Here is a 24,504-nt window from a genome sequence, read left to right as displayed (position 1 = left end):
TCGGCGAACGCCTCGGTGTCTCCCAGATGCACGTCTCGCGGCTGATCTCCCGCCTCCTGACCCGCCTGCGCGAAGGCATGCTCAGCACCAGCTGACAGTCCGTCAGCGGAAGTCGGAACGGGACCCGGTATCCGGGTCCCGTTCTTCGCTGTGTCCGCCTTCCGCTGTGTCCGCCTTCCGCTGTGCCCACCTTCGCTGTGCCCACCTTCGCTGTGCCCACCGTGCGCGGAGGCGCGAGGAAGCGCCGAGGTGATGGTGGCGGCTCGTGCCCGGCCACCGCCCCCACCGGTCCCGCACGCGGATCCGGTGGCGGATCCGCGGTGACGTCCCCCGCGAGAGAGCTTCCTCCTCCCGGCCGGCGCGCTCATCCGCCGGTGCCCGCCGACGCGCTTCGGCACCGCCGCTCACCGGGGACAGGGCAGAGTGCCCCCGCACGTTCCGGCTGCGGGGGCACTCCCGACGGGCGGCGGCGGCTCACAGGAAGCGCCGGATCGGCGGCGGCTCACAGGAAGCGCCGGATCGGGAGGACCGCGGACTCCTTGGCGCGTTGCAGCACCGCCCGCCGCCTCCACCGCCTGAGGTCGATGTCCACGCTGTCGCGCAGGTCCGCGTCGTAGTCGCGGTCGAGCACGGCGGTGAACTCCTCGTCCAGGACGGCGAGCATCACCTCTTCGTCGTGGTCCATGGACCGACGGTTGAAGTTCGTGGACCCGATGAGGGAGGCCACCGAGTCCACAGTGATGATCTTCGCGTGCATCATGGTCGGCTGGTACTGGCGGATGTGCACGCCGGCCTCCAGCAGCCGCGTGTAATGGTGCTGCCCCGCGAGCTGGCAGGCCCGCTGGTCGGTGTGGGGCCCGGGGAGCAGGATCTCGACGCGCACGCCGCGCCGCGCGGTCTCGCACAGCAGGTCGATGAAGTAGGTGTCCGGGGCGAAGTAGGCGGTGGCCAGCCGGAAGCGTTCCTCGGCGGAGGTGAGCATGACCCGGATGAGGGTCTGCATGTCCTGCCAGCCGATGCTCGCGGAGCCGCGCACCACCTGCACCACCGACGAGCCGGCCTGCGGGTGTGCCGTGAAGCGGTCACGGTCGTCGAAGAGTTCGTCGTGACACTCCGCCCAGTTCTGCGCGAACGCGGCCGCGATGCCGTCCACGGCCGGACCGCGCACCTGGACGTGGGTGTCCCGCCACTCGCCGGGGTTGCGGGCGTCGCCGCTCCACTCCTCCGCGATGCCGACGCCGCCGGTGAAGGCGGTGTGCTCGTCGACGATGAGGGCCTTGCGGTGGCAGCGGTGGTTCTGCTTGAACGGCGACAGCCACGCGGGCTTGCGGAACCAGGCCAGCTGGACGCCCGCCTCGCTCATCAGGTCCAGCAGCCGCCCTTCGATCTCCTTGGCGCCGAAGCCGTCGAGCAGCAGTCGCACGCGCACCCCCTCGCGGGCGCGGTCGGCCAGGGCGGCGGCGAAGTCGTGGGCGATCTGACCCCGCCAGTACACGAAGGTCATCATGTCGATGGTGTGCTCGGCCGAACGGATCGCCCCGAGCATCGCGGGGAAGATCTCGTCACCGTTGCGCAGGGGAACCAGCGCGTTGCCCTCGGTGGCGGCCACGCCGATCAGCCGCTCCAGACGACGGCGCAGGCGCTGCTTGCGCGCCGCGGTGTCGGGTGCGCCGTCGTGAGCACGGGGTGCCGGTATGTCGTCGAGTATCACGCCGAAATCTCCCACTGGACCGTGAAGGCAAACGTCGAGGGCCGCCGCGACGGCCCGCACAACCGGATGCCCGGTCGGCGGCGCGGCACTCCAGCCGTCGCGGGCCGGATTGAGGCCGGGGCGCAGGGGCACGTGCACCCCACAGGGACGGCCCCGCCGTACGGGCGCGGGCGGGCTGCGGAAGAGAGGCGGTCGAGGATGGCGGAGCGAGTGACGGGGGCCGGGCGAGGGGCCGGGCCGGCGGGCCCCGGTGGCGTTCGGAGGCCACCGCTGCGGCCCGGTGGATACGACCCGGCCGACTACGCCCCGCAGGTGGCGCGCTGCGCCGCGGAGGCCGGAGTGTCACCCGTTCTCGTGATGACCGTCCTGCACAACGAGGCGTACAAACCGCACCATCCGCTGCTGGAACGGCTGTGGCAGTGGTGGAAGCCGGGAGCGTCCTTCGGAGTGGCCAACATGCACCGTGCGACGTTCGAGCGGGTCCGGCGGACGCACGGCCTGTCGAAGCGGTGGCGGGACCTCCGCGAGGACCCCGCGTTCGCCATCCAGGCGGCGGCCCTGCATCTGCGGGACCTCGACCGCACCCTTCCGGAGCGGCACGTGCGCCGCTACACCCGCGACGAGCTCCTCGCCCTCGGCTACAACACGGGCGAACGCAACATGCGGGCCTTCGCCCGCGGGGTCCCGCCGGGCCCCATGGCACGGTCGTACCTGCGCCGTTTCCGCACGCACCGCGACCGGGCCGCCCGGGCTCTGGCCGTTCCGGCCGACGGCGCCCGGGCTGCGGCGCCTCCGGTGGAGCGGTCGCGGTAGGGGCGACGGTCCGGGCGCCCGCCGCCTCGCGGCGGACCCCGCACGATCGAGTCCGCGGCCACGGCGGGTGGTACGCCTAGGCTCAGCCGCCGGCCAGCGACAGCTTGACGGCGAACCCGAGGAAAAGGGCCCCCGCGGCCCCCGCCGCCAGCCGCTTGCGCCGCCGGAACGCCGCCGCCAGACGCGTCCCGCTGAAGATCAGCGCGCTCAGGTACAGGACACTCGCCAGCTGGGCGAACGCGCCGAGGACGACGAACGACAGCGCCGGGTAGGCGTAGGCCGGGTCCACGAACTGCCGAAGAAAGCGACAGAATCCAACTGCCTGTACCTTCGCGCCTATGACCACCACGAAGACCGCTCCCGAGTGGAGCGCCGAGGAGCTGGCAGAGCTGGCCGAACTTCAGGCCAGGAACGAGGCGCTGCCGGAGGGCGCGCCCCGTGGACTCCTGTCGGTGCGACTATCGATCCTCACGGAGGACACCACCAGCCCAGCGCGGCAGGAACTTGACCTTCGCCGCCATGCCATCCGAGAAGGCGTCAGGGTTGTCGGCGTGGCCAGGGACCTCGGAGTGTCTGCAACCAAGAAGGCGCCTTGGGAGCGGAAGGAACTCGGGGACTGGCTCAACAACCGCATACCGGAGTTCGACCTAATTCTGTTTTGGAAGTTGGACCGGTTCATCAGGCGCATTTCTGACCTGCACGAAGTCATCAAGTGGTGTGAGAAGTTCGGGAAGAACTTGGTTTCTCTGAATGACATGCTGGACTTGGCATCCCCCATGGCTCAGGCAATGGTGACATTCGTCGCGGCAGTCGCAGAGATTGAAGCCGCCAACACTAAGACCCGAGTTTCATCCCACTGGGAATACACTAAGCAGCAGGATCAATGGCGTATCGGTAAGCCATCGTATGGCTACAAGGCTGCCAAGGTGGGTGGGAAAATCCGTCTAGTGCAAGATCCCGGGCAGGCGCGGGCAGTGCGCTACATGTACCAAGCTGCAATGCGGGGGGTCCCGGCAAACCGAATCGCCAAGGTCCTGGATAGGGCCAAGGTTCCGACCTACAGCAACGGGAAATGGAACAACCAGCAGGTTCTCAGGACTCTTAGGAATCCTGCCGTTAAGGGGCTCCGCACCGAAGGGGGGACGAAGTCGACTACCTACAAATCTACGCCGGTACTAGACAAGAAGGGACAGGAAATCAGGGTCACGGATGAACCGATCCTGACTGATGAAGAATTCGAGGGCGTGCAAGCAGCACTTGCCACCCGCTCGAAGAATAAGCGTCATCATGAGAAGAACCGCCGTCCCACCAGGTTCCTCGGCGTCATGAAACATGAATGCGGAAGAAACGTCGTTGAAACGAATAGCTATAAGACGCTTTCTACTGGCGACGTCAAAGAGTACCGATACTTGCGGTGCCCCGAGTGCCGGAGGCCCGGATTCGTAACACCGGATCCTGAGCATGTGTACTCGGCTCTGGCGCAGGCCGTATTTGAGGCCCTCGGTGATTTCGAGGTGATCCGGCGCGAGTATGCCCGAGGCGACGAGAACAGGCGTGAGCGGAAGCGATTGGAAGATTCCATCGCTTACTACATGTCTGGGCTGGAGCCTGGCGGAAGGTTCGACAAGGCTGGCTTCATTCGCGAGAAGGCAGAGAGCACGCTGGACGCTCTCATTAACGACTTGACGAAGATCGATCCGGAGTCCACTAAGGACAGGTGGGTCTACGAAAGCACCGGCATGACTTACAGTCAACATTGGAAGACCGGTGGCGTAGAGGCCATGGAAAAGGATCTACTGAGCGCCGGAATAACTTTCGAACTCGGGAAACAGGACGATGGGGAACTGTTGGGGCGGTTGATCATTCCGCACGATGTTGAGGAGCGACTGATCAGGATGGACAACAACTGGAGTTAACCATACCGGCACACTCCCCGAAACTAAGATGCCCCCTCCTTGTGGACGCTGTTGGTAAATCGGGTGCGGGCGTGACGGCGGCCTGCAAGACCCCGTTGGGGTTGTGCAGGCCGCCGTCGTGTTGAGGGGTGGGGTTCGGTGTCGTTGCGTGGGGTGGATCTGGGGGAGATCCCGGAGGAGACCGCTCGGCTTGCTCGTGCGGTGTTCCCGAAGGGCTGCCTGGTTATGCGGGTGCGGGATGCGCTCGGGCCGGTGTTCTCGGATGCCGATTTCGAGGAGCTTTTCCCGGTCCGGGGGCGGCCGGTGGTGTCTCCGGCCCGGCTTGCGCTGGTGTCGGTGTTGCAGTTCGCCGAGGGGCTGACCGACCGGCAGGCCGCGCACGCGGTCCGCTCGCGTCTGGACTGGAAGTACGCCCTGTCGCTGGAGCTGGCCGACACCGGATTCGACTTCTCGGTGCTCAGCGAGTTCCGTGCCCGGCTGGTCGGCGGCGAGGCCGGTCAGACGGTATTCGACGCGGTACTCCGGGCGGCCGGCGAGGCGGGGCTGGTCAAGGCAGGCGGGCGGCAGCGCACGGACGCCACCCACGTGCTGGCCGCGACGAGAGACCTGAACCGGCTGGAGTTCGTGGTCGAGACCCTGCGGGCGGCCTTGAACCAGGTGGCGGAGGCAGCCGGGGACTGGCTGGTGACGGTGGCGGCGCCGGAGTGGTTCGACCGCTACTCGGCCAGACCGGAGGACAGTCGCTTCGCGTCCCGGTGGGCGGCCCGCGTCGAACACGCCGACCAATGCGGGGCCGACGGAATGACGCTGCTGAAGGCCCTCTGGTCGGCCACGCCACCGCCCTCGTTGCGGAGCCTGCCCGCGGTGGAGTTCCTGCGGCAGACCTGGGTGCAGCAGTTCCACCACGTTGAGGACACCGTGCGCTGGCGCGGGACGAAGGACCTCCCGCCGGGCCTGATCCGCTTACGGACCCCTTACGAGCCCGAGGCCCGCACTGGTTCGAAACGGGACCTGGGCTGGTCCGGTTACAAGGTCCACCTCAGCGAGACCTGCGAGCCCGACGCCCCGCACCTGATCACCCACGTCCGCACCACGTCGGCGCCCGTCAACGACGTCCTTGTCCTGAAGGACATCCACACCGCCCTGGCCGGACGGGGCCTGCTGCCGGACGAGCACCTGGTGGACGCCGGATACATCGACGCTGAACAGATCCACCACGCCCGCCGCGATCACGGCATCGAGCTGGTCGGCCCGGTCAAGTCGACCACCGTGAAAGGGCAGGCGACAGGAGACATCTTCGACAACACCCGCTTCACCATCGACTGGGACCAGCGCCGGGCCGTCTGCCCCGGTGGGCAGACCAGCGTCGTCTGGCAGGAAGCCCGGAGTCAGTGGGGCGCCCCGGTCACCCGGATCCGGTTCGCCGCCCGGCACTGCGACCCCTGTGAACTGCGGACCTCGTGCACCAGCTCCAGGACCGGCCGCAATCTGACCCTGAGACCGAAGACCGAGCACGACATCCTTCAGCAGGCCCGCATCGAGCAGGACACCGACCAATGGCGCCGCCGCTACGGACACCGAGCCGGCGTCGAGGGCACCATCTCACAGGGCATCCAGGCTTTCGGCCTGCGCAGATCCCGTTACCGCGGCCTTGCCAAGACCCGGTTGCAGCACCACCTCACCGGCGCAGCCGTCAACCTCGCCCGCATCGATGCCTGGCTCACCGGCAGAGCACTCGCCCGCACCCGCGTCTCACCCTTCGCGGCACTCCGCCCCGCTGGATGAGATCCAGCGGGGCGGAATTAACCAACAGCGTCCTTGTGGAGGGGGCATCTCTTATGTCAACCCCCGGCGGGATAGACGACATCGGCAACGACTTTTCGGTTACCGTCCTGACCCTGGATCACGGTTACAACACGCATACTCCCCCTGTCTCGGCCCCGAGGCCCTGCGCCGGGTGCTGGTGGTGAAGGGACCTTGCATCGCAACCCCCTGGCGAAGCCAAAGCATCGTTTAAACGCTCTCCCGCTCGGCCCGTTTAAACGCCCTTCCTTGAAACCGCCACCCCGAAGGGGTTAGGACTAAGACATCATCGCAACTCCACCCCCGGCGGCTGTCTGGGGTCTCGTTTTGCTCTATCGCAAGGAGATACCGTGAACGAGTTTGATGATGTGATCAGGAAAATTTTCCGTGACAACGAGGAACGCCGCATCGCGTACGGCGTTCGGCTTGCCGAGATTGAAGAGCGGATAAGAGCTGTCCCGTTATTGATGACCAGGTGTTACGGGGTAGTCCGCGGGCTCGTATGCAAGTCGGGGCTCACCTACCGCCCGACTTGATCCATGGCCATTTGACGGTACAGACCACGACGGGCGCGACGAGCATGGCCAGCAGCCACAAGCCCACGCTCGCTGGAGAGTAGATGTAGTGGCGCCACTGCTCTGGCAGGGGCGACGGCGCGAGTAGGAGCGCGATCAGCGCGGCCCATGTGACCAGCACAGCTGCTGCCATGCGTGCTGCGGCCATCCCTATCGGCCCCCTCGACGGCTGCTTGTCTCTTTGGATCGGATGATAGGGCGGCTGAGATGATCTCGCTGTGGCTGGTGTGATCACGGCGTCGGAGCCGTCCTGGATACCCCCGTTCACCAGGCTCAGCCCGCGCGCTTTCGGGAAGCTGGTGACGGTTCTGCGGCGCGGGGGTGCGGACGCGGTCCGCAGGGGCCGGCCGTGGAGCCTTCCGCTGGAGGACCGGGCTCTGCTGGTCGCGGCTTACTGGCGCACGAATCTGACCATGCGACAGCTCGCCCCGCTGTTCGGGGTGTCCAAGTCGGCGGCCGACCGGATCATCGACCACCTCGGGCCGATACTCGCTCTCCAGCCTCGCAAGCGGTTCGCCAAGGACACCGTGCTCATTGTGGACGGCACCCTGGTTCCCACCCGCGACCACACCATCGCCGAGCGGTCGAAGAACTACCGGTACTCCACCAACCACCAGGTCGTCATCGACGCTGACACCCGCCTGGTCGTCGTGGTCGGCCGGCCTCTCGCCGGTAACCGCAACGACTGCAAGGCGTGGGAGGAATCCGGTGCCAAGGCTGCTGTCGGCAGGACCCTCACGATCGCCGACGGCGGTTACCTGGGCACTGGACTCGTGATCCCGCACCGACGAGAGCGCGGCCAGAGCGAACTCCCGCACTTGAAAGAGGAACACAACAAGTCCCACAAACAGGTCCGAGCCCGCGTCGAGCACGTCTTCGCCCGAATGAAGACGTGGAAGATCCTCCGCGACTGCCGCCTTAGGAGACGGAGTCCACCACGCCATGCTCGGAATCGCCCGGATGCACAACCTCGCCCTCGCCGGATAAATCAGCGAGCTGCACGACAGCCCGCCATGCCCGAGACGACTCGGAGATCATTTGCGGGACAGCCCTTAGGCTCGTATGAGTGCCTGTTGGTGCCGTGGGTATGCCAACTGCCCTTCTGTCAGCGGGCGTTGAGTGTAAGAGCTCACGCGGTCCGAGAAAGGCACGGGTACGTGCGTCCTGCGGCCGGGAAGCGGGGCGCTCAAGGCCGGGACCTGGGGGTTGGCAAAGTCCCTGAGTCTCTCAAGATGTCTCAGGGCTACTCACGGCCTTCACGGTGAGTGGCCGCCGCTTCCGCCTGCTGGGCGTGCTGACAAGAGCAGAGAACGGGGTGACCTCGGGGAACTCCTGTGGCTCCTTCGGGGGCCTCTGAGGCAGGCCGAGGGCTCCTAGTGCCTCCTGCTGCTCCTGGAGGCTCATGCGGGCGAACAGGGCCGCAGCTTCGTCAAGGTGAGACACGTCAGCCCCCTACACGCTTGCCAGAGACAGCTTGACGGCGAACCCCAGGAAGAGCGCCCCGGCGGCCGAGGCGGCCCCTGCGCTGAGCGTCCTCCGACGACGGAACGCAGCAGCTAGACGAGACCCGCCGAAGATGAGCGCAGACAGGTACAACACGCTTGCCAACTGGGCGAGTACGCCTAGCGTCACGAACCCCACGACCGGGTTGGACTCTGACACGAACTGCACGAAGAAGGCGACGAAGAACAGGATGGCCTTGGGGTTGAGGAGGCTGATGACCAGGGCCCGCCGGAAGGGACGCTCGTCGGCCACGCCGGCGGACCGGACGTCGGACGTGGCCCGCTCCCGCCGGCTGCGCCACATCCCCCACGCGGCCCGGAGCATCCCGACGGCCAGCCAGGTCAGGTAGCCGGCGCCCACGTACTTCACGATGCCGAAGAGCACGGCGTTGCCCTGGAGCAGGGAGGCGACACCGGCGGCGGAGAGCGTCATCAGCACGGCGTCGCCGCACCACACGCCGGCCGCGGCGGTGTAACCGGCCCGCACCCCGCGCCGGGCGGCCACGGAGAGGACGTACAGAGAGTTGGGGCCGGGCAGCAGGACGATCAGGGCGAGCCCTGCCAGATAGGTGGGGAGGTCGTTGACGCCGAACATGGCAGGAAGTGTCGCACGGTCAGTACGGCGTCTCCTCGTGGCCCTCGGGGATGCCTAGGCGGCCGGCCACGGTGGTGAGGACCGTTCCCAGCGGAAGCGCCACCCGTGCCGCCGCGTGCCGGTCGCCCCGGGTCGGGTCGAGGTTGACGATGTGCACGGGCTTCCCCGCCTCGGCCGCCTGGCGGACGAACCGCAGCCCGGACATCACCGTCAGCGAGGAGCCCAGGACCAGCAGTGACGTCGCTCGGCGGACCAGTTCACGACAGTCCTCGACCCGCTGCGGCGGAACGGACTCACCGAAGAACACCACGTCCGGTTTGAGGATGCCGCCGCAGTCCGCGCAGGGCAGCGCGCGGAAGTCCCCGACCTGGTTGTCGGTGAGGTCTGCGTCGCCGTCCGGGTTGACTCCCGCGGCCACCGGCTCGAAGCCCGCGTTGGCCTCCGTCAGCCGTCGGGCGAGTTCCCGGCGCGCGCTGACGGCGCCGCAGGAGAGGCAGACGACCCGGGCCAGGCTGCCGTGGAGTTCCACGACGTCCTCGCTGCCGGCGGCCTGGTGCAGGCCGTCGACGTTCTGGGTGATCACACCCGAGAGCAGCCCGTGCCGGCCGAACGCGGCCACGGCCCGGTGCCCGGCGTTGGGGCGGGCGCGGCCGAAGGTGCGCCAGCCGAGGTGGCTGCGCGCCCAGTACCGGCGTCGGGCCCGGGCGCTGGAGGTGAACTCCTGGTAGGTCATCGGGGTGTGCCGGCTCAGGCTTCCGTCCGCGCCCCGGTAGTCGGGGATGCCCGACTCCGTGGAGATGCCCGCCCCGCTGAGGACCAGCACACCGCCGGTGCTCAGCGCCTCGACGACCGGCTCCGGGTCCGTGGTGCCCGGCGGCAGGTCCTCGGTGGGCGTCCAGCTGAGAGTGGGGCGCGTGCGCATGCGAACCAGGGTACGGAACCCGCCGCCGCGGGCACCGGTCCCCGGACGGCGTCGTCGACGGCGGACACGGTGCGGCGGACGCCCCGTGCGCCGGCCGGTGCCGGGCACCGTCACGGCGGACCGCACGAGCGGCCGCGACGCGCGCGGTCATCGGTCATCGGTCATCGGTCATCGAAGCGTGACGGTCTGCGTGTCGGGGTGGTTCCCGGGGCCTTTGGTCTGGGCGGTCAGCGGGGTCGGCGAGAGGGCCGTGTCCTCCTCACCCGGTTCGAGGAGGGTGGCGGCGGCACCGACGATGAGCGGGTCCGGCTTGCCGACCGCTTCCGGGTCCTTGGGGGTGTAGTCGATCCGTCGGAGCAGGCTGCGCATGGCTTCGAGGCGGGCACGCCGCTTGTCGTTGCTCTTGACGACGGTCCAGGGGGCGTGTTCGGTGTCGGTTGCCCGGAACATCTCCACCTTGGCCGTGGTGTAGTCGTCCCAGAGATCGAGCGACTTGACGTCGGTCGGCGACAGTTTCCACTGGCGGACCGGATCGACCTGGCGGATCGCGAAGCGCGTCCGCTGCTCCGCCCGTGAGACGGAGAACCAGAACTTCACCAGGATGATGCCGTCGTCCACCAGCATCTTCTCGAACGACGGACACTGCTCGAGGAAGAGCTCGTACTCGCGCTGCGTACAGAAGCCCATGACGCGTTCGACTCCGGCCCGGTTGTACCAGGAGCGGTCGAAGAAGACGATCTCTCCCGGTCCGGGGAGATGGCTGACGTAACGCTGGAAGTACCACTGCCCCTTCTCGCGTTCCGTGGGCTTCTCCAGCGCCACGATGTTCGCGCCGCGCGGATTCAGACGCTCGGCGAAACGCTGGATCGTGCCGCCCTTGCCCGCGGCGTCCCGGCCCTCGAACACCACGACCAGGCGGCCGCCGGTGTCCTTGATCCAGCGTTGCAGCTTGAGCAGTTCGATCTGCAGGACCCGCTTGCACCGCTCGTACTCCTTGCGCGTCACCTTCTGGTCGTAGGGGTAGTTCTCCCGCCAGGTGGTGATCGGCTCGCGGGCCTCGTTGAGCAGTATCGGCTGTTCCGGGCGGCGGTCGTCGACCGTCAGGCCGTCCAGCAACCGTGCCTCGATCTCCTCGTGGTCCATGTGGTCCTCGCTCCCTGGGTGGACGGCCGTGCCTTCCGGGCCCTACGGGGCGATTGCCCGAAACGGAAAGCTTCTCACCTCGGTGGACGGGGTGCGCCCGACCGGCGCCGCGGCGCTGCTTCGCCGGGAAGGGGGCGGCGCCGTCGTGGTTGTGGCCCGAGGTGGGCGACGCCGCCTCCCCGCACCGGTGGCTGGGGAGACGGCGTCGTCGACGGCGGGACGGGTCTGCCGGTCAGCCGGCCCCGGAGCCCTTCTGCCTGGCCTCGTCCGCGAGGTTCCTCCCGGAGTCACGCGCCTGTTCCGTGACCTGGCCGGCCTGGCCGCGCGCCTCGTCCTGGGTGGTGCGGGCAGCTTGCGTGGCACTGTCCTTCACCTCGGCGGCCGCGCTCTGGGTCACTTCCTTGGCACCTTCCTTGAGGTGCTGCGCGGACTCCGTGGCGGCCTGCTTGACCGGTTCCAGCGCCTCGCTCTCCATGAGGTCGGACGCCTTCTGCTGCTCGATCTCGGAGGCGGGCAGCAAGGAGGACGCCAGCACCCCGACGCCGAAGGCGACCAGGCCGGCCGCCAGGGGGTTGCCGCGCGTCTGACGTCGGGCCAGGTCGGGCGCCTGCCGCACGGCTCGACCCGCCTGGTCGGCGGTGTCCCGCACCGATTCGACCGCCTGCCCGGTGCCCTCCTGGAGGGAGGCGGCCGTGGACTGCGCGGCACCGGTCACACCGTGGGCGGTGTCCGACGCTGTACCCATGACCCGGTCACGGACGCCCGACACGGCGCCGCGCATCCGCTCCTTGCGGCGGCGCACCGCCCGCCTGGGGCTGGTGCGATCGGCGAGCCGGTCCACGTCCTCGGACAGCCGGCCGCGGGTGGCCTCGATCTCGGCCCTCATTTGGTCGGATGACGTGCCCATTCCGCGTTCTCCTTCATGGTCTCGACGGTCTGCTCGGGCTTCGGGGAGACGGTGCGCATCCGTCCGCGGCCCTTCTGGTACAGCACGGCCGCGACGACGGCCCACACGGCGGTGACGATCAGGGCGGCCCAGCCCCCGTCCATCACGTTGGCCAGGCCGAACACGGCGGCCAGCGACAGGAACAGCAGGACCATGTAACCGGCGAAACCGGCACCGCCGAACATCCCGGCTGCTTTACCCGCCTTGGTGGCTTCCTCCCTGATCTCCGTCTTGGCCAGCTCGACCTCCTGGCGGAAGAGCGTCTGGAGGTCCCCGGTCACCTCGGACAGCAGCTGGCCCATGGACCGGTCCTGCTCCTGCGGCCCGGTCGAGCCGGGGATGGGGGAGAGCGAGGCCATCTCACACCTCCGGGTACGGGCGGCCCGGGGTGCCGTCCGGCCGCGTACCGGTGACCGGGGGTGCCGGGGGGGTGGGCGGCACGTGTCCGGGGGTGCCCTGGGTGGCGCCCGTCAAGGGACCGGTGGGCAGCGCGGGGGAGACGGGGGTGCTCAGCGCGCCCTGGTCCGGCGTTCCGGCGGGCGGCTGCGACCCGTTCCCACCGGAGCGGGCGGATCCTGCCGCCCGACCCAGGCGCCCGACCGCCAGCCCGGCCAGCAGAGCGCCCCCGAGGAAGACACCGGGCCGTCGGCGGGCGAAGCCCTGGAGGTCGGAGACGAGGCCGTCGACGCCCTGCCTGTCCAGGTAGTCGGCCGCCCGGTGGCCCCTGTCGGCGGCCTGGGCGGCGAGGCTGCGGGCGGGCGAGTCGCTCTGGGCGTTCTCGGCCAGGCCGGAGAGGTCGCCCGCCCACTGCCGCAGCGTGTCCGCGGCCCGCTTGGCCTGGCCCTCGGCTTCGCCCATCGCGCGGTGGCGCAGCTCGTCGATGACCGTGCCTGCCTGCTGCCGCGCTTCACCCATGACGTTCTGCACTTGTTCGGCCGCGGTTCCCGCCACCTGGGTCGCGGCCTGTTTGGCCTGGCCGGCCGTCGCCGAGGTCTCCGCCTTGGCCTTTTCTCGGGTCGTCCCCGTTCCGGTCTGTATGGACTCAGTCATCGGCGGCTTCTCCTCATCGGATGTGCTGCGTGCTGGGGAGGCGGTACGTCGGAATCGCATGTGACCGTCAGTTCTCGACACGAGTGGCCCCTGTGTCCCGTTTGACACATTTCAGGGGAGGGGAATTCGCGGTCCCGGCAACGGCGGGATCCGGTGAAGGGCCCGCGTCGGCCGTGGATCTGCCGCCGACGGCGGTCCGTCCGGCGGGCGGCGGCCGCCGGACCGGTCGGTCGGGGTGAGGGGATGTGCGGGCGTGCCGGTGAAGGCGGCGCCCGGCCGTCCCGCCGCTGGGGTCCGGTGGTTGGAGGCGCAGGTTCCGCTGCTGCACCGGACCCCAGCTATGAGGCCTGGTGCCCGGAAGCAGGCTTCTCACACCGTTTGTCCGAAGAGGGGTCCGACGGGGGACATGGCTGTGGGCCCCGGGAACACCCGGGGCCCACAGTCCTTGCCGCTGTCTAGCGGGTCACCAGCGGTACCAGCGGCCCTTGCGGCCGCCCGTGTCCGCGCTGCGCATGACGAAGCCGAGCAGCCAGACGACCAGCACGATGACGGCGATCCACCACAGTGCCTTCAGCGCGAAGCCCGCGCCGAAGAGGATCAGGGCCAGCAGGAGAACAAGAAGCAGGGGAACCATAGTTATCAACCTCCGCCGCTCCTGGTGCCCGGTCCGTCGCGGAACACGCAGCCGAATCACCTGGTTTTTTCACCGCACTTGCGGGAAACGGTCACAGGCTCGTCACCGGCGTCCGCCCCGCCTCCGGAACCGGCGCCACCGCTCCCGAACGGTCCCCCCCCCGTCCGGCTCGGGCACACAGCGGCGGACGACCGATGAGTTTCCCCGTGATCCACAGTCAGAGATCATGGTTGGTGCGCCACAGCCGCGGCTTGCGGCCCCGTCGCGCGCCTTCCGCACCGCTCGACATCAGAAAACCGGACACGAGACAACCGAGGAACTCCCGATGCGTACTCTGATCAGCACCGCCTTCATCTCCCTCGACGGCGTCGTCGAGGCCCCGGGCGGTGAACCCGGCTACCGGAACTCCGGTTGGACCTTCAAGGACGTCGAGTTTCTCCCCGAAGCCTTCGACATCAAGGGACGCGAGCAGCAGGAAGCCACCGCGATGCTGATGGGCCGGACCAGCTACGAGGCGTTCAGCCCGGTCTGGCCGGACATGGAGGACTTCGCCGACTACAAGGTGATGCCGAAGTACGTCGTCTCCACCACCCTCACCGAGGACGACCTGGTGGCGAACTGGGGCGAGACCACCCTCCTGCGTTCCCTCGACGACGTCGCCGCGTTGAAGGAGACCGAGGGCGGCCCGATCATCGTGCACGGCAGCGCCGCCCTGAACCGGGGTCTGTCGGACGCCGGCCTCATCGACCGTTACCACCTGCTCGTCTTCCCGCTCCTGCTCGGCGCGGGCAAGCGCCTGTTCAGCGCTTCCGACAAGGACGCCCAGAAGCTGAAGCTGGTCGAGCACGAGGCCTACGCCAACGGCGTGCAGAAGAACGTCTTCGACGTCGTCCGCTGACCGGGGGCAGCCCGCCGCACTCGGGGGGCGCGGGGGCAGCGTCGGTCACGTGAGCCATCCGTCGGTGACCTCCTGGCGGCGCGGCCGCGTGGCGCCCACGCCCTCGATGTCGTTCTCGGCGGTCCGCAGCAGCTTCCGGGCGAGGTCGTTCATGGCCCGGCCGGCTGCCAGTTCGTCGCCGATCTCCGGCACGTTCGGGTCCGCCGGGTGGCAGTGCGCACTTCCGTGTCCGGTGAGTTCCGTGCTGCCGGTGTCCAGGGTCAGCTGTGCTTTCGTCGTTCCCGCGTCGTCCTCGAACAGATGAAGACGGACCGTCCATTCCGACGTGTGCGACATCGTTCTCCTCCTTGATCCGGATGGTGGGGCGCGTCATAGGGTGCGGGGCCGTGCGGAGACGGCCCGCATCCTGTCCTCGATGCGGCGCCGGACGTCGGCCGTGAGGTCGCCCAGCCGCTCCGAGACCGTCGCCCGGGGCGCGACCGGCGCTCGGATCCGGCGGGCGGCCGAGGGCAGTGCGTCCAGGTCCGCGGCGAGCCTCTCCCCGCTCTCGTCGAGCGTGGGCCGCCCGCCGGTGCGCCGCCCGTTCAGCATCACCGTCTCCAGCAGCGGCACGCCGTCGTCGGGGGGCCGCTCGTCGGCGAGGCCGATCACGTCGGCGCAGCCGGGACGGCGGAACACCTGCTTGCGGCCGGGGGCCGTCACCTTCGCCGACGAGAGCTTCATCACCGGTCGGCCGTCGAACTCGACCAGCTTGTAGGCGGAGTCCAGGTACGGCGCGTCGGCCGACACGCCGACGCGGGTGCCCACGGCGTACGTGTCGATCGGTGCCCCGGAGCGGACGAGGTCGTCCACGGCGTACTCGTCGAGACCGCCGCTGGCCGCGATCCGCACATCCGGCAGGCCCGCCTCGTCGAGGAGGGCGCGGGTCCGGACGGCCAGGTTCCCCAGGTCCCCGCTGTCCAGCCGGACCGCGGAGCCGGGGCCGCGGTCCAGGTCCCGCAGGACGCGTGCCGCGACACGGACGCCCTCCTCGGTGTCGTAGGTGTCCACCAGCAGGGTCACCGGACCGGGGTGGGCGCGGGCGAAGGCGCGGAAGGCGTCCTCCTCGGAGGCGAAGGCCTCCACGAAGGAGTGCGCCATGGTGCCGACGGCGGGTATGCCCCACGCGGTGGCCGCCGCCACGTTGCTGGTCCCCGCGAAGCCGACCATCGCGCCCAGGCGCGCGGCCTGGAAGCCCGCCTCGGGACCGTGGGTGCGCCGCAAGGAGAAGTCGACGACCGGACGGCCGGCCGCCGCGAGCGTGCAGCGCACGGCCTTCGAGGCGATCGTCGTCTGGTGGTTGAGCCGGTTGAGCACGTACGTCTCGACCAACTGCGCCTGCGGAAGAGGTGCGGTCACCTCCAGCAGCGGCTCGTCCGCGAGTACGATCCGCCCCTCCGGGATCGCCCGCACCCGGCCGGTGAACGTCAGCCCGAGCAGGGGTTCCAGGTCCTCCGGCGGCCGGTGCAGCGCCGAGGCGAAGGCGGCGACGTCCTCGGGGCCGACGTGGAAGCCGGCCAGGTAGTCGAGTGCCGACTCGAGGCCCGCCGCCACCAGGAAGCCGCGCCCGGGCGGCAGGGAGCGCGCGAAGAGGCTGAACGTCGCCGGGCCGGTCGTTCCCTCCCGCAGGTAGGACATGGCCATCGTGACTTCGTACAGATCGGTGGTCGTCGCATCCGACATCGCTGTCATCTCCCGGGCTCGGCCGGAGTCGTGTGCGTCACGGGTGGAAGCGCGCGGACCACCGGGGCTCCACGACGTCCCACTCGGCGTCCCACTGCGCGTACCTCCTCCGATCCAGGACCAGACGCACGCCCGCCCAGGCCGCGCCGGACCCGGCGGCCATGCCGAACGCCGCCATGCCGCCCACCAGCCAGCCACTGGTCGTCGCGTTGAGTTCGCTCGCGGGCGGACCGGTGGGGGTCCCGTCCCGGTTCACCCACACGCGCACGGCGGCGCCCTTGGGGGTTCCCGGCTCGACGAGGGCCGCTCCCGTCCGCACCACCCCGTGGGTGTCGGTCCAGCGGACCTGCGCCGACCGCCTCGCCCAGTCGTCACCCTTGACGTCCGACGTCAGGCGGGCGGTGACCTGGTGCCGTTCCGCCGCCTGGGCGCGCACGGTGTCCATCGAGGCCTCGTACGCCGTCATGCCCGTGCTCACCGCGGCCGCCGGCAGCCCGAGGACGAGAACGACCATGAGGACGCGGCGGCACCAGCACTCGAACCTGTCGGACGGGCGCCTCAGGGGGTTCGCGCCCCCGGACGTGTGATCGCCGTGCCCCGACGGCGGACCGGATGTGTCCGGTGAACCTCGTGCGTTCATGAGTCGGCCTCCCACAGCTCGTCGGCCGTCCCCACCACCCGCTCCCACCGTCGGACGGCGGTGGGGCTCGGGAACAGGGCCGGAGGTCCCTGCCGGACCGGTTTCCGGCCCAGTCCGTCCCCCCGGACCGCGGGCGTGCCGGTCAGGTCCGGGGTACGACCGTGCCGGGACCGGAACCGGGACCGGGACCGGGACTCGGCACGTGATGCGGGTCCACTCGGACCCGCCGCGGGCCCGGCGACACCGACCGCCGGGGGTCGGGCCGGACCGGCCGCCAGGGGAACCGCCATCGCACCCGTCTCCTCTCGCGGTGGGTGCCACGCTCCCGGCCTCCCGCGTCACCGCTCCACATGCGCCGGGAAGGGGATTGGGGTACTCCTCGAAGGAGGGGCGCCCCGCGCCGGTGCGTCGGCGGCATCCGGCGCCCCGCACGCCGCCGGAGTCGTCCCCCGCCGTACCGCCGCCGAACCCACCGTCGTATCCAGCTTCGTACGAGACGGAGACCGCCGCCATGCAGCCAGTCGTCACCGTGGGCCCCGACGGCTCACCCGGACGTCTCGCCGCCGCCCGCCGGGCCGCCGACGGGGCCGACGGCCGCGGACTCACGCCAGGCCCGCCGTACGCACGGCCCCTGCCGGCGCCCGGACCGGCCCGCGTGCCCCAGCGGGCCGGCCGGAACCGCCCGGCGCGGCGTTCCGCCCGCACCGCGCGGGCGGTGTTCCGGGCCCGCCGCCCCCACCGGGACACCGTCGGCAGCCCGGTGGCCGACGCCGCCCGGACCCCCCGGCTCCGGGTGGCATCCGATCCCGGTGCGATCGCGCCCGGCGTGCGGGGGCCGGAACCCGTCGGGAGCCGCGGCCCGGCCGGCATCGGCATGCCGGCCGCGGCCCGGGAGGAGCGGCCCGTGCCCCTCCGCGCCGTCGCCCCGGCCGCCGTCCCCCACGGGCCCTGTGCCGCCGTGGTCCCCCAATGACTGAGCCCGGACGTGGCGGGCGCGCGGCACGCCCGGTGACCGGGACCGACGGACCCGTGCCCCGGACCGGCGCACCCCAGGACGCCGAGCAGCCGCGCGCCGAGGTGTGCGAGACCCACACCGCGATCGTGTTCTTCGCCGGCGACCGCGCCTACAAGGTCAAGAAGCCGGTGGACCTGGGATTCCTGGACTACACCACGCGGGAGGCACGCCGGACCGCGTGCGAGCGCGAAGTCGCTCTCAACCGCCGTTTCGCCCCCGACGTCTACCTGGGCCTCGGCGAGTTCCGCGGCCCCGGCGCGGAGACCCCCGAGCCGCTCGTGGTGATGCGGCGCATGCCCGCCGACCGGCGCCTCTCCCGCCTGGTACGGGAAGGGGCCGCCCTCGACGAGGTCCTGCGGGCCGTCGCCCGGCACCTCGCCGCGTGGCACGCGGAGGCGCCCCGCGGTCCGGACGTGGCCGAGCAGGGCACCCGGGACGCCCTGTCGTCGCGCTGGGAGGCCAGCTTCGCGCAGGTCCACGCGCTGGCCGACGACGGCTCCGTGCCCGACGGGGTCACCGAGGCGGAACGACTGGTGCGGCGCTACCTCGCCGGCCGGGAACCGCTGTTCGCCTCCCGCATCGAACAGGGCCGGGTGGTCGACGGCCACGGCGACCTGCTCGCCGAGGACGTCTTCTGCCTCGACGACGGCCCACGCGTCCTGGACTGCCTGGAGTTCGACGACCGGCTCCGCCACGTCGACGGCCTGGACGACGCCGCGTTCCTCGCCATGGACCTGGAACAGCTCGGCGCCCCGGAGGCCGCCGCCTACTTCCTCGCGCAGTACGGCGAGTACTCCGGCGACCCCGCCCCCGCGTCCCTGTGGCACCACTACGTCGCCTACCGCGCGTTCGTCCGCGCCAAGGTGTCCCTGATCCAGGCCCGCCAGGGCGCGCCCGGCGCGCGGACGGCGGCACGCCGGCTGGTGTCGACGACGCTGCGCCACCTGCGCACCTCCGCCGTCTCCCTGACCCTCGTGGGCGGGCTGCCCGGCAGTGGCAAGTCGACCCTGTCCGGGGCGCTGGCCGACCGGCTGGGGGTCACCCTGCTCAGCAGCGACCGCGTCCGCAAGGAACTGGCGGGCATTCCGGCGGAGCGGTCCGCGGCGGCCGGCTACGGCGAGGGGCTCTACACACCCGAGTGGACCACCAGGACCTACGCCGCCCTCCTCGACCGGGCGGCCGCCCTGCTGTCCGCCGGCGAATCCGTCGTCCTGGACGCCACCTGGTCCGACACGGCCCGGCGCGAAGCGGCACGGCGCGTCGCCGAACGCACCAGCGCCGACCTCGTAGCCCTGCGCTGCCGGGCTCCGGACGAGGTGTCCGCGGCCCGCCTGAGCACGCGCGCCCCCGGCCCGTCCGACGCCGGCCCGGACATCGCCGCCGCCATGGCGGCCCGCGAACCCGCCTGGCCCGAGGCCGTCACCGTCGACACCGGGGGTCCGCTGGATTCCGCCGTCGCCCGGGCGACGGCGGCCGTACGCCCCTGGGGCACCGGACAGGCCCCGGTCTTCCGCCGTCCCTACATGGAGCCGGACTGACGGACCGACGGCACGTCCGACCGCGTGCGGGCCGTGTTGCCGGAGTGTCGCGCCGGGGCGACCGTGGAGGTGGGGGAGCGAGGAAGTGAGTACCGTGCGTGCGCTCGTCCACCACGGTCCGGGGCGCATCTCCTGGGACACCGTCCCGGACCCCACGAGGCAGGAGCCGACCGACGCCGTCGTGCGCGTCGACGCCACCAGCGTCCGCGGCGGTGACCCGCGCATCCTGCGGGGCGACCTACCCGAGGCGAAGCCGGGGACGGTCCTCGGCCACGAGGCCGTGGGCGAGGTCGTGGAGGCCGGGCGTGACGTCCACGGCCTGCTCCCCGGTCACCAGATGATCGTGTCGTCCGTCTCCGTCTCCGTGTGCGGCCGCTGCCCGGCGTGCCGGGACCGCAGGTACGGCCGGTGCCACGGAGGTGCCGCCCGGCCGGTCACCCACACCCCCGGCCTCGACCGGAGGGGAAACCCCCACGGGATCTTCTCGCGGGACGCCGGCACCGGAGCCCTCGAGGCCGTGCTGCGACGGGAGTGGCAGGGGCCGGGATCCGGAGCCCGCACGGGCCGGCCGGCCCCGGGACGCAGTGCCGGGAGGAGTGCCGGGAGGAGTGCCGGGAGGCGCACCGATGCACCGGGAAACCATCCGCAAGGACACCACATCGGCCGTCCCGCCCCTGCTCGCCGACTACGAGCGGGCCCGCTCGGACTTCACCTGGGCGCAGGCCCGTGACCGGCTGGCCGGACTGCCCGGCGGCGGCCTCAACATGGCCCACGAGGCGGTCGACCGGCACGCCGCGTCCGACCACGCGGACCGCATCGCCCTGCGCTGCGTCGCCCGGGACGACTCCGTCACCACCGTCACGTACGCGGAACTCGCCCGCCGCACCGCCCGCTTCGCGCACGTCCTGCGCTCCCTGGGGGTCGGCCGGGGCGACCGGGTGTTCACCCTGCTCGGCCGGTGCCCCGAGCTGTACACCACGGTGCTGGGCACGCTGAAGAACACCGGCGTGCTCTGCCCGCTCTTCTCCGCCTTCGGCCCCGACCCGGTCGAACAGCGGCTGCGCCTCGGCGACGCGCGGGTCCTGGTCACCACCGCGGCCCTCTACCGGCGCAAGGTCGCCGAACGCCGGGCCTCGCTGCCCGCGCTGGAACACGTCCTGATCGTCGGGCCCGGCGCCGCCGACCTGCCCGGCGCCTCCTCCTTCGACGAGCTGACGTCCGCCGCCCCCGACACCTTCACCATCCCGCCCACCGCGCCCGACGACATGGCCCTGCTGCACTTCACCAGCGGCACCACCGGCACCCCCAAGGGCGCGGTCCACGTCCACGAGGCCGTCGTCGCCCACTACGCCACCGCCGCCCACGCGCTCGACCTGCACCCCGGGGACGTGTACTGGTGCACCGCCGACCCCGGCTGGGTCACCGGCATGTCGTACGGGATCATCGCCCCGCTCGTCCACGGCGCGACGGTGGTCGTCGACGAGGGCGACTACGACGCCCGGCGCTGGTACCGGATCCTCGGCGAACAGCGGGTCGGCGTCTGGTACACCGCTCCGACGGCCCTGCGCATGCTCATGCGCGCCACACCGCGCCACGGCCCCTACGACCTGCCGCGCTCCCACGACCTGTCGGCCCTGCGCTTCGTCGCCTCCGTCGGCGAGCCCCTCAACCCGGAGGCCGTCCTGTGGGGCCGGGACGTCCTGGGCCTGCCGGTGCACGACAACTGGTGGCAGACCGAGACCGGCAGCATCATGATCGCGAACTTCGCCGCCTGCGAGATCCGGCCCGGCTCGATGGGGCGGCCGCTGCCCGGCGTCGAGGCGACCGTGCTGGAGCAGGGCGAGGACGGCCGGGCCCTGGTCACCGGCGGCCGGGTCACCGAGGTGCGCGGCGCCGACATCGAGGGCGAACTGGCGCTGCGGCCGGGCTGGCCGTCCATGTTCCGCGGCTACCTGCACGACCAGGAGCGCTACGACGCCGCGTTCGCCGACGGCTGGTACCTGACCGGTGACCTGGTCCGCCGGGACGCCGACGGCTGGTACTGGTTCGTGGGACGCGCCGACGACGTCATCAAGTCGGCCGGCCACCTCATCGGCCCGTTCGAGGTCGAGAGCGCGCTGATGGAGCACCCGTCGGTGGCCGAGGCGGGCGTGATCGGACGGCCCGACCCGGTCGCCGGGAACGTCGTCAAGGCGTTCGTGTCGCTGCGCCCCGGCATCCGGCCGACCCCGGACCTGGAACGGGAGCTGCTGGCCTTCGGCCGCCGCAAGCTGGGGCCCGCCGTCGCCCCCAGGGAGATCGCGTTCGACCAGAACCTGCCCAGGACCCGCAGCGGGAAGGTGATGCGCCGTCTGCTGCGCGCACACGAACTCGGCCTGCCCGAGGGCGACCTGTCCACCCTGGAGGGATCCGCATGAGCCCGCCCCGAACCACCCGCCCGCGGAAGACCCCGGCGGCCCGGAAGGACCCGGCGGCCCGGAAGGCCGAGGACCCGTCCCCGACGGCCGCGCGCACGAGCACCCGGTCCGCGGCCGGCCGCCCCGGCGCCGCGCACCGCACGGACCTGCTGGAGGCCATGGTGCGCATCCGGCGCTTCGAGGAACGGTGCGTCGAGCTGTACAGCGCCACCAGGATCCGCGGCTTCGTCCACCTGTACATCGGCGAGGAGGCCGTCGCCGTCGGCGTCAACGAGGCGCTGACCCCCGAGGACGCGGTCGTCGCCACCTACCGCGAACACGGCCACGCCCTGGCCCGCGGCATCCCGTCCGAGGCCGTCATGGCCGAGATGTACGGGAGGACGACCGGGTGCAGCGGCGGCCGGGGCGGCTCCATGCACCTGTTCGACGCCGGCCGGCGCTTCTACGGCGGCAATGCGATCGTCGCCGGTGGCCTCCCCCTGGCCGCCGGCCTCGCGCTCGCCGACCGCATGCGCGCGGACAGCCGCGTCACCTGCTGCTTCTTCGGCGACGGCGCCTTCGCCGAGGGCGAGTTCCACGAAACGGCGAACCTCGCGGCCCTGTGGCGGCTGCCTCTGCTGCTCGTCTGCGAGAACAACCTCTACGCCATGGGCACGGCCCTGGACCGGCACGAGGCGCAGACCGACCTGGCCATGCGGGCCGCCTCGTACGGCATGGTCGCCTGGGCCGTCGACGGCATGGACGTCGAGGCCGTGGAACAGGCCGCCCGCCGGGCCGCCGAGGCCGTCAGGGCCGGCGCCGGGCCGCATTTCCTGGAACTGCGCACCTACCGCTTCCGCGCCCACTCCATGTACGACCCGGACCGCTACCGCGGCAAGGCGGAGGTCGAGCGGTGGAAGGAACGGGACCCGATCAACCGGCTCCTCGACCGCATGCGCGAGGACGGTGAGCCGGTCGACGAGACGCTCGCCGGCATCGAACACCGGGTCGCCGCCGAGGTCGACCACGCCGTGGAGGCGGCCGAGCAGGCACCCGAGGAGCCGGTGGAGCATCTCCTGCACCACGTCACCAGTGCCGCGACGGAATCGAGTTGACCATGGGTGACAGCGGGCCGCCGGAGGCGGCGAGGACGACCTACCGGGAAGCGATGCGCGAGGCGCTGAGGGACGCCCTGCGCTCCGACGACCGTGTCTTCCTGATGGGCGAGGACGTGGGCCGCTACGGCGGATGCTTCGGCGTCAGCCTCGGTCTGCTGGAGGAGTTCGGCCCCGCGCGCGTCCGCGACACCCCGCTGTCGGAGTCCGGGTTCGTGGGTGCCGGCATCGGCGCCGCCCTGGCCGGGCTGCGGCCGATCGTCGAGATCATGACCGTCAACTTCAGTCTGCTCGCCCTCGACCAGATCCTCAACAACGCCGCCACCCTGCTGCACATGTCGGGCGGCCAGCTGCCCGTACCGCTGGTCATCCGCATGACCACGGGCGCCGGCCGGCAGCTCGCGGCCCAGCACTCGCACAGCCTGGAGGGCTGGTACGCGCACATCCCCGGAATCCGCGTCCTGGCCCTCGCCACCGTCGACGACGCGCGCCACATGCTCGCTCCGGCGCTCGCCGACCCCGACCCGGTCCTGATCTTCGAACACGGAACCCTCTACAACGTCTCCGGCGAACTCCTCCCCGACACCGCGCCCGTGGACCTCGATCACGCCGCGATCCGCAGGCCCGGCACCGACATCTCCCTGATCACCTACGGCGGTTCGCTGCCCAAGACCCTCGCGGCGGCGGACGAACTCGCCACCGCGGGCATCAGCGCCGAGGTGATCGACCTGCGCACACTCCGGCCCCTCGACGCCGGGGCCGTCGCCGCTTCCGTGGCCCGCACCCACCGTGCGGTGGTCGTCGACGAGGCCTGGCGAACGGGAAGCCGTTCACCCTGGGCCCGGTCTCGCACCGATCAACCGCCGTGGCCCGTGGGCCGGCGCCCCTCGCGGGACGGGCCGCCGGGGACGACGCGACAGGTCACCGCCCACCGGGGAGACTGGGGAGCGGGACCTGGCCCACTTGGAGGAGAGCGTGTGACGGGTTTCCGGGACTTCCTGACGCGGTTCCGGCCGGCGGCCTCGCCGGGCCGGGCCGCACCGGGTGGTGTCCCCGCGGACCGTTCCGCCGAACTCCGTGCCGAACTCGTACCGCCCCTGGCTCTGCTCGAACGGACGGAGGCGGAAGCCCGGCGCGTCCGCGAACGGGCCGAGGCCGCCGCGGCCTCGCGACGCCGTGCGGCCGAACAGCGGGCCGAGGCCGTCGTGGCCGCGGCACGGGAGGAGGCCCGCCAGGTGCGGGCGCGCACCGCCGAGCAGGTGCTGCGCGTGGCCGACGGCGAGGCCGCGGCACTGCTCGCCGAGGCGGAACGCGAGGCGGCCGCCGTGCGCGACCGTGCCGGGAACCGGATGCCCCTGCTCGTCGACCGGGTGCTCGCCCTGGTGCTCGAGGACCTCGCGGCGGACGGGGCGTCGGCCGTCCCGCCGGAAGGCGACCGGGTCGAGGACCCGTCGGCCGTCCCGCCGGAAGGCGACCGGGCCCAGGACCCGTCGGCCCTGCCGCCGGAAGGCCGCCGGGCCCGGGAGCCGGGGAGCCCGCGCCGACCACGGGCAGGAGGCCCCTGATGGGG

General features: G+C 71.3%; 22 protein-coding genes and 2 pseudogenes. 12 read left to right on the top strand and 12 right to left on the bottom strand.

Features of this window, described 5'->3' with window-relative positions; all coding sequences use genetic code 11:
* On the top strand, positions 1-95 hold a 95-nt coding region (locus tag ACH4N1_RS14135), incomplete at its 5' end, for a sigma factor-like helix-turn-helix DNA-binding protein (protein ID WP_366061952.1).
* 407 nt (positions 96-502) lie between these two features.
* Here ACH4N1_RS14135 and ACH4N1_RS14130 read toward each other — a convergent pair.
* Positions 503-1,711, bottom strand: coding sequence for a phosphatidylserine/phosphatidylglycerophosphate/cardiolipin synthase family protein (locus tag ACH4N1_RS14130; protein WP_398097107.1), 1,209 nt, complete (start codon positions 1,709-1,711; stop codon positions 503-505).
* 339 nt (positions 1,712-2,050) lie between these two features.
* On the opposite strand from ACH4N1_RS14130, the gene ACH4N1_RS14125 reads away from it, so the two are divergent.
* Complete coding sequence (locus ACH4N1_RS14125) at positions 2,051-2,524, top strand: lytic transglycosylase domain-containing protein (protein WP_398097105.1); 474 nt, start codon at positions 2,051-2,053, stop codon at positions 2,522-2,524.
* Positions 2,525-2,606: 82 nt separating this feature from the next.
* Here the strand turns inward: ACH4N1_RS14125 and ACH4N1_RS14120 are convergent.
* Positions 2,607-2,828, bottom strand: a pseudogene (locus ACH4N1_RS14120) (LysE family transporter); the annotation flags it as partial.
* 34 nt (positions 2,829-2,862) lie between these two features.
* Here ACH4N1_RS14120 and ACH4N1_RS14115 point away from each other — a divergent pair.
* From ACH4N1_RS14115 to ACH4N1_RS14105, 3 genes and pseudogenes are all read left to right on the top strand, one after another.
* The gene (locus ACH4N1_RS14115; RefSeq protein ID WP_398097103.1) at positions 2,863-4,440 is read left to right on the top strand and encodes a recombinase family protein; all 1,578 of its coding nucleotides are present in this window, start codon (positions 2,863-2,865) and stop codon (positions 4,438-4,440) included.
* 138 nt (positions 4,441-4,578) lie between these two features.
* The gene (locus ACH4N1_RS14110) at positions 4,579-6,225 is read left to right on the top strand and encodes an IS1182 family transposase (RefSeq protein ID WP_398097102.1); all 1,647 of its coding nucleotides are present in this window, start codon (positions 4,579-4,581) and stop codon (positions 6,223-6,225) included.
* Positions 6,226-7,036: 811 nt separating this feature from the next.
* Positions 7,037-7,805, top strand: a pseudogene (locus ACH4N1_RS14105) (transposase).
* A 465-nt stretch (positions 7,806-8,270) separates the two neighbouring features.
* Here the strand turns inward: ACH4N1_RS14105 and leuE are convergent.
* The 7 genes from leuE to ACH4N1_RS14070 all read right to left on the bottom strand — a co-directional run bounded on the left by leuE (position 8,271) and on the right by ACH4N1_RS14070 (position 13,610).
* Positions 8,271-8,915, bottom strand: a complete 645-nt coding sequence (gene leuE / locus ACH4N1_RS14100; RefSeq protein ID WP_398097100.1) for a leucine efflux protein LeuE — start codon at positions 8,913-8,915, stop codon at positions 8,271-8,273.
* A gap of 19 nt (positions 8,916-8,934) precedes the next feature.
* Entirely contained in the window at positions 8,935-9,837 is a 903-nt protein-coding gene (locus ACH4N1_RS14095) for an NAD-dependent protein deacetylase (RefSeq protein WP_398097098.1), read from the bottom strand.
* A 168-nt stretch (positions 9,838-10,005) separates the two neighbouring features.
* Positions 10,006-10,980: a polyphosphate kinase 2 gene (ppk2, locus tag ACH4N1_RS14090; RefSeq protein WP_398097097.1), complete on the bottom strand. Its 975-nt coding sequence runs from the start codon at positions 10,978-10,980 to the stop codon at positions 10,006-10,008.
* Positions 10,981-11,212: 232 nt separating this feature from the next.
* Positions 11,213-11,887, bottom strand: a complete 675-nt coding sequence (locus ACH4N1_RS14085) for a DUF3618 domain-containing protein (protein WP_382783835.1) — start codon at positions 11,885-11,887, stop codon at positions 11,213-11,215.
* Positions 11,863-12,285 (bottom strand): phage holin family protein, encoded by a 423-nt coding sequence (locus ACH4N1_RS14080; protein ID WP_398097095.1) that lies wholly within the window; start codon positions 12,283-12,285, stop codon positions 11,863-11,865. The genes ACH4N1_RS14085 and ACH4N1_RS14080 overlap by 25 nt, the downstream gene beginning before the upstream one ends.
* Position 12,286: 1 nt before the next feature.
* Positions 12,287-12,976, bottom strand: a complete 690-nt coding sequence (locus ACH4N1_RS14075; protein WP_398097094.1) for a hypothetical protein — start codon at positions 12,974-12,976, stop codon at positions 12,287-12,289.
* A gap of 463 nt (positions 12,977-13,439) precedes the next feature.
* Entirely contained in the window at positions 13,440-13,610 is a 171-nt protein-coding gene (locus tag ACH4N1_RS14070; protein ID WP_030933194.1) for a DUF5670 family protein, read from the bottom strand.
* Between the two features lie 325 nt (positions 13,611-13,935).
* Here ACH4N1_RS14070 and ACH4N1_RS14065 point away from each other — a divergent pair, with 325 nt between their 5' ends.
* On the top strand, positions 13,936-14,508 hold the full coding sequence (locus ACH4N1_RS14065; RefSeq protein WP_398097093.1) for a dihydrofolate reductase family protein: 573 nt from the start codon (positions 13,936-13,938) through the stop codon (positions 14,506-14,508).
* A 45-nt stretch (positions 14,509-14,553) separates the two neighbouring features.
* On the opposite strand, the gene ACH4N1_RS14060 is transcribed toward ACH4N1_RS14065, so the two are convergent.
* Genes ACH4N1_RS14060 through ACH4N1_RS14050 form a run of 3 tightly spaced genes read right to left on the bottom strand, consistent with a single transcriptional unit; the run spans position 14,554 to position 16,744 of the window.
* Positions 14,554-14,844, bottom strand: a complete 291-nt coding sequence (locus ACH4N1_RS14060; RefSeq protein ID WP_398097091.1) for a DUF1876 domain-containing protein — start codon at positions 14,842-14,844, stop codon at positions 14,554-14,556.
* Between the two features lie 33 nt (positions 14,845-14,877).
* Positions 14,878-16,230 carry a nicotinate phosphoribosyltransferase gene (locus tag ACH4N1_RS14055; protein WP_398097090.1) on the bottom strand — a complete coding sequence of 451 codons (1,353 nt, stop codon included), beginning with the start codon at positions 16,228-16,230 and terminating at the stop codon, positions 14,878-14,880.
* Between the two features lie 37 nt (positions 16,231-16,267).
* Complete coding sequence (locus ACH4N1_RS14050) at positions 16,268-16,744, bottom strand: hypothetical protein (RefSeq protein ID WP_398097088.1); 477 nt, start codon at positions 16,742-16,744, stop codon at positions 16,268-16,270.
* Positions 16,745-17,381: 637 nt separating this feature from the next.
* Between ACH4N1_RS14050 and ACH4N1_RS14045 the strand changes: the two genes are divergently transcribed.
* The 6 genes from ACH4N1_RS14045 to ACH4N1_RS14020 all read left to right on the top strand — a co-directional run bounded on the left by ACH4N1_RS14045 (position 17,382) and on the right by ACH4N1_RS14020 (position 24,499).
* Complete coding sequence (locus tag ACH4N1_RS14045; protein WP_398097086.1) at positions 17,382-17,843, top strand: hypothetical protein; 462 nt, start codon at positions 17,382-17,384, stop codon at positions 17,841-17,843.
* A gap of 104 nt (positions 17,844-17,947) precedes the next feature.
* The gene (locus ACH4N1_RS14040; protein ID WP_398097130.1) at positions 17,948-19,423 is read left to right on the top strand and encodes an AAA family ATPase; all 1,476 of its coding nucleotides are present in this window, start codon (positions 17,948-17,950) and stop codon (positions 19,421-19,423) included.
* Positions 19,424-19,508: 85 nt separating this feature from the next.
* Positions 19,509-20,153 (top strand): alcohol dehydrogenase catalytic domain-containing protein, encoded by a 645-nt coding sequence (locus ACH4N1_RS14035; RefSeq protein WP_398097084.1) that lies wholly within the window; start codon positions 19,509-19,511, stop codon positions 20,151-20,153.
* A complete protein-coding gene (acsA, locus tag ACH4N1_RS14030) occupies positions 20,050-21,840 on the top strand; it encodes an acetate--CoA ligase (RefSeq protein WP_398097082.1) in 1,791 nt (596 codons plus the stop codon). Before ACH4N1_RS14035 ends, acsA begins: the two co-directional genes overlap by 104 nt.
* A 158-nt stretch (positions 21,841-21,998) precedes the next feature.
* Positions 21,999-22,934, top strand: a complete 936-nt coding sequence (gene pdhA / locus ACH4N1_RS14025; RefSeq protein WP_398097129.1) for a pyruvate dehydrogenase (acetyl-transferring) E1 component subunit alpha — start codon at positions 21,999-22,001, stop codon at positions 22,932-22,934.
* Positions 22,935-22,936: 2 nt separating this feature from the next.
* On the top strand, positions 22,937-24,499 hold the full coding sequence (locus ACH4N1_RS14020; RefSeq protein WP_398097080.1) for an alpha-ketoacid dehydrogenase subunit beta: 1,563 nt from the start codon (positions 22,937-22,939) through the stop codon (positions 24,497-24,499).
* The last annotated feature ends 5 nt before the right edge of the window (positions 24,500-24,504 follow it).

It is taken from the genome of Streptomyces sp. NPDC017202 (assembly GCF_044331705.1).
In the GTDB taxonomy this organism is placed as follows: Bacteria; Actinomycetota; Actinomycetes; order Streptomycetales; family Streptomycetaceae; genus Streptomyces.
Note: the sequence above shows the minus strand (reverse complement) of the source record. Positions and strands in the feature narration are given on the sequence as shown.

Coding starts and splice junctions, on each gene's coding strand:
- ACH4N1_RS14115 (WP_398097103.1), top strand. CDS start 2,863: ATGACCACCACGAAGACCGCTCCCGAGTGGAGCGCCGAGGAGCTGGCA.
- leuE (WP_398097100.1), bottom strand. CDS start 8,915: ATGTTCGGCGTCAACGACCTCCCCACCTATCTGGCAGGGCTCGCCCTG.
- ACH4N1_RS14095 (WP_398097098.1), bottom strand. CDS start 9,837: ATGCGCACGCGCCCCACTCTCAGCTGGACGCCCACCGAGGACCTGCCG.
- ppk2 (WP_398097097.1), bottom strand. CDS start 10,980: ATGGACCACGAGGAGATCGAGGCACGGTTGCTGGACGGCCTGACGGTC.
- ACH4N1_RS14085 (WP_382783835.1), bottom strand. CDS start 11,887: ATGGGCACGTCATCCGACCAAATGAGGGCCGAGATCGAGGCCACCCGC.
- ACH4N1_RS14080 (WP_398097095.1), bottom strand. CDS start 12,285: ATGGCCTCGCTCTCCCCCATCCCCGGCTCGACCGGGCCGCAGGAGCAG.
- ACH4N1_RS14075 (WP_398097094.1), bottom strand. CDS start 12,976: ATGACTGAGTCCATACAGACCGGAACGGGGACGACCCGAGAAAAGGCC.
- ACH4N1_RS14070 (WP_030933194.1), bottom strand. CDS start 13,610: ATGGTTCCCCTGCTTCTTGTTCTCCTGCTGGCCCTGATCCTCTTCGGC.
- ACH4N1_RS14065 (WP_398097093.1), top strand. CDS start 13,936: ATGCGTACTCTGATCAGCACCGCCTTCATCTCCCTCGACGGCGTCGTC.
- ACH4N1_RS14060 (WP_398097091.1), bottom strand. CDS start 14,844: ATGTCGCACACGTCGGAATGGACGGTCCGTCTTCATCTGTTCGAGGAC.
- ACH4N1_RS14055 (WP_398097090.1), bottom strand. CDS start 16,230: ATGTCGGATGCGACGACCACCGATCTGTACGAAGTCACGATGGCCATG.
- ACH4N1_RS14050 (WP_398097088.1), bottom strand. CDS start 16,744: ATGGTCGTTCTCGTCCTCGGGCTGCCGGCGGCCGCGGTGAGCACGGGC.
- ACH4N1_RS14045 (WP_398097086.1), top strand. CDS start 17,382: ATGCAGCCAGTCGTCACCGTGGGCCCCGACGGCTCACCCGGACGTCTC.
- acsA (WP_398097082.1), top strand. CDS start 20,050: ATGCACCGGGAAACCATCCGCAAGGACACCACATCGGCCGTCCCGCCC.
- pdhA (WP_398097129.1), top strand. CDS start 21,999: ATGGTGCGCATCCGGCGCTTCGAGGAACGGTGCGTCGAGCTGTACAGC.
- ACH4N1_RS14020 (WP_398097080.1), top strand. CDS start 22,937: ATGGGTGACAGCGGGCCGCCGGAGGCGGCGAGGACGACCTACCGGGAA.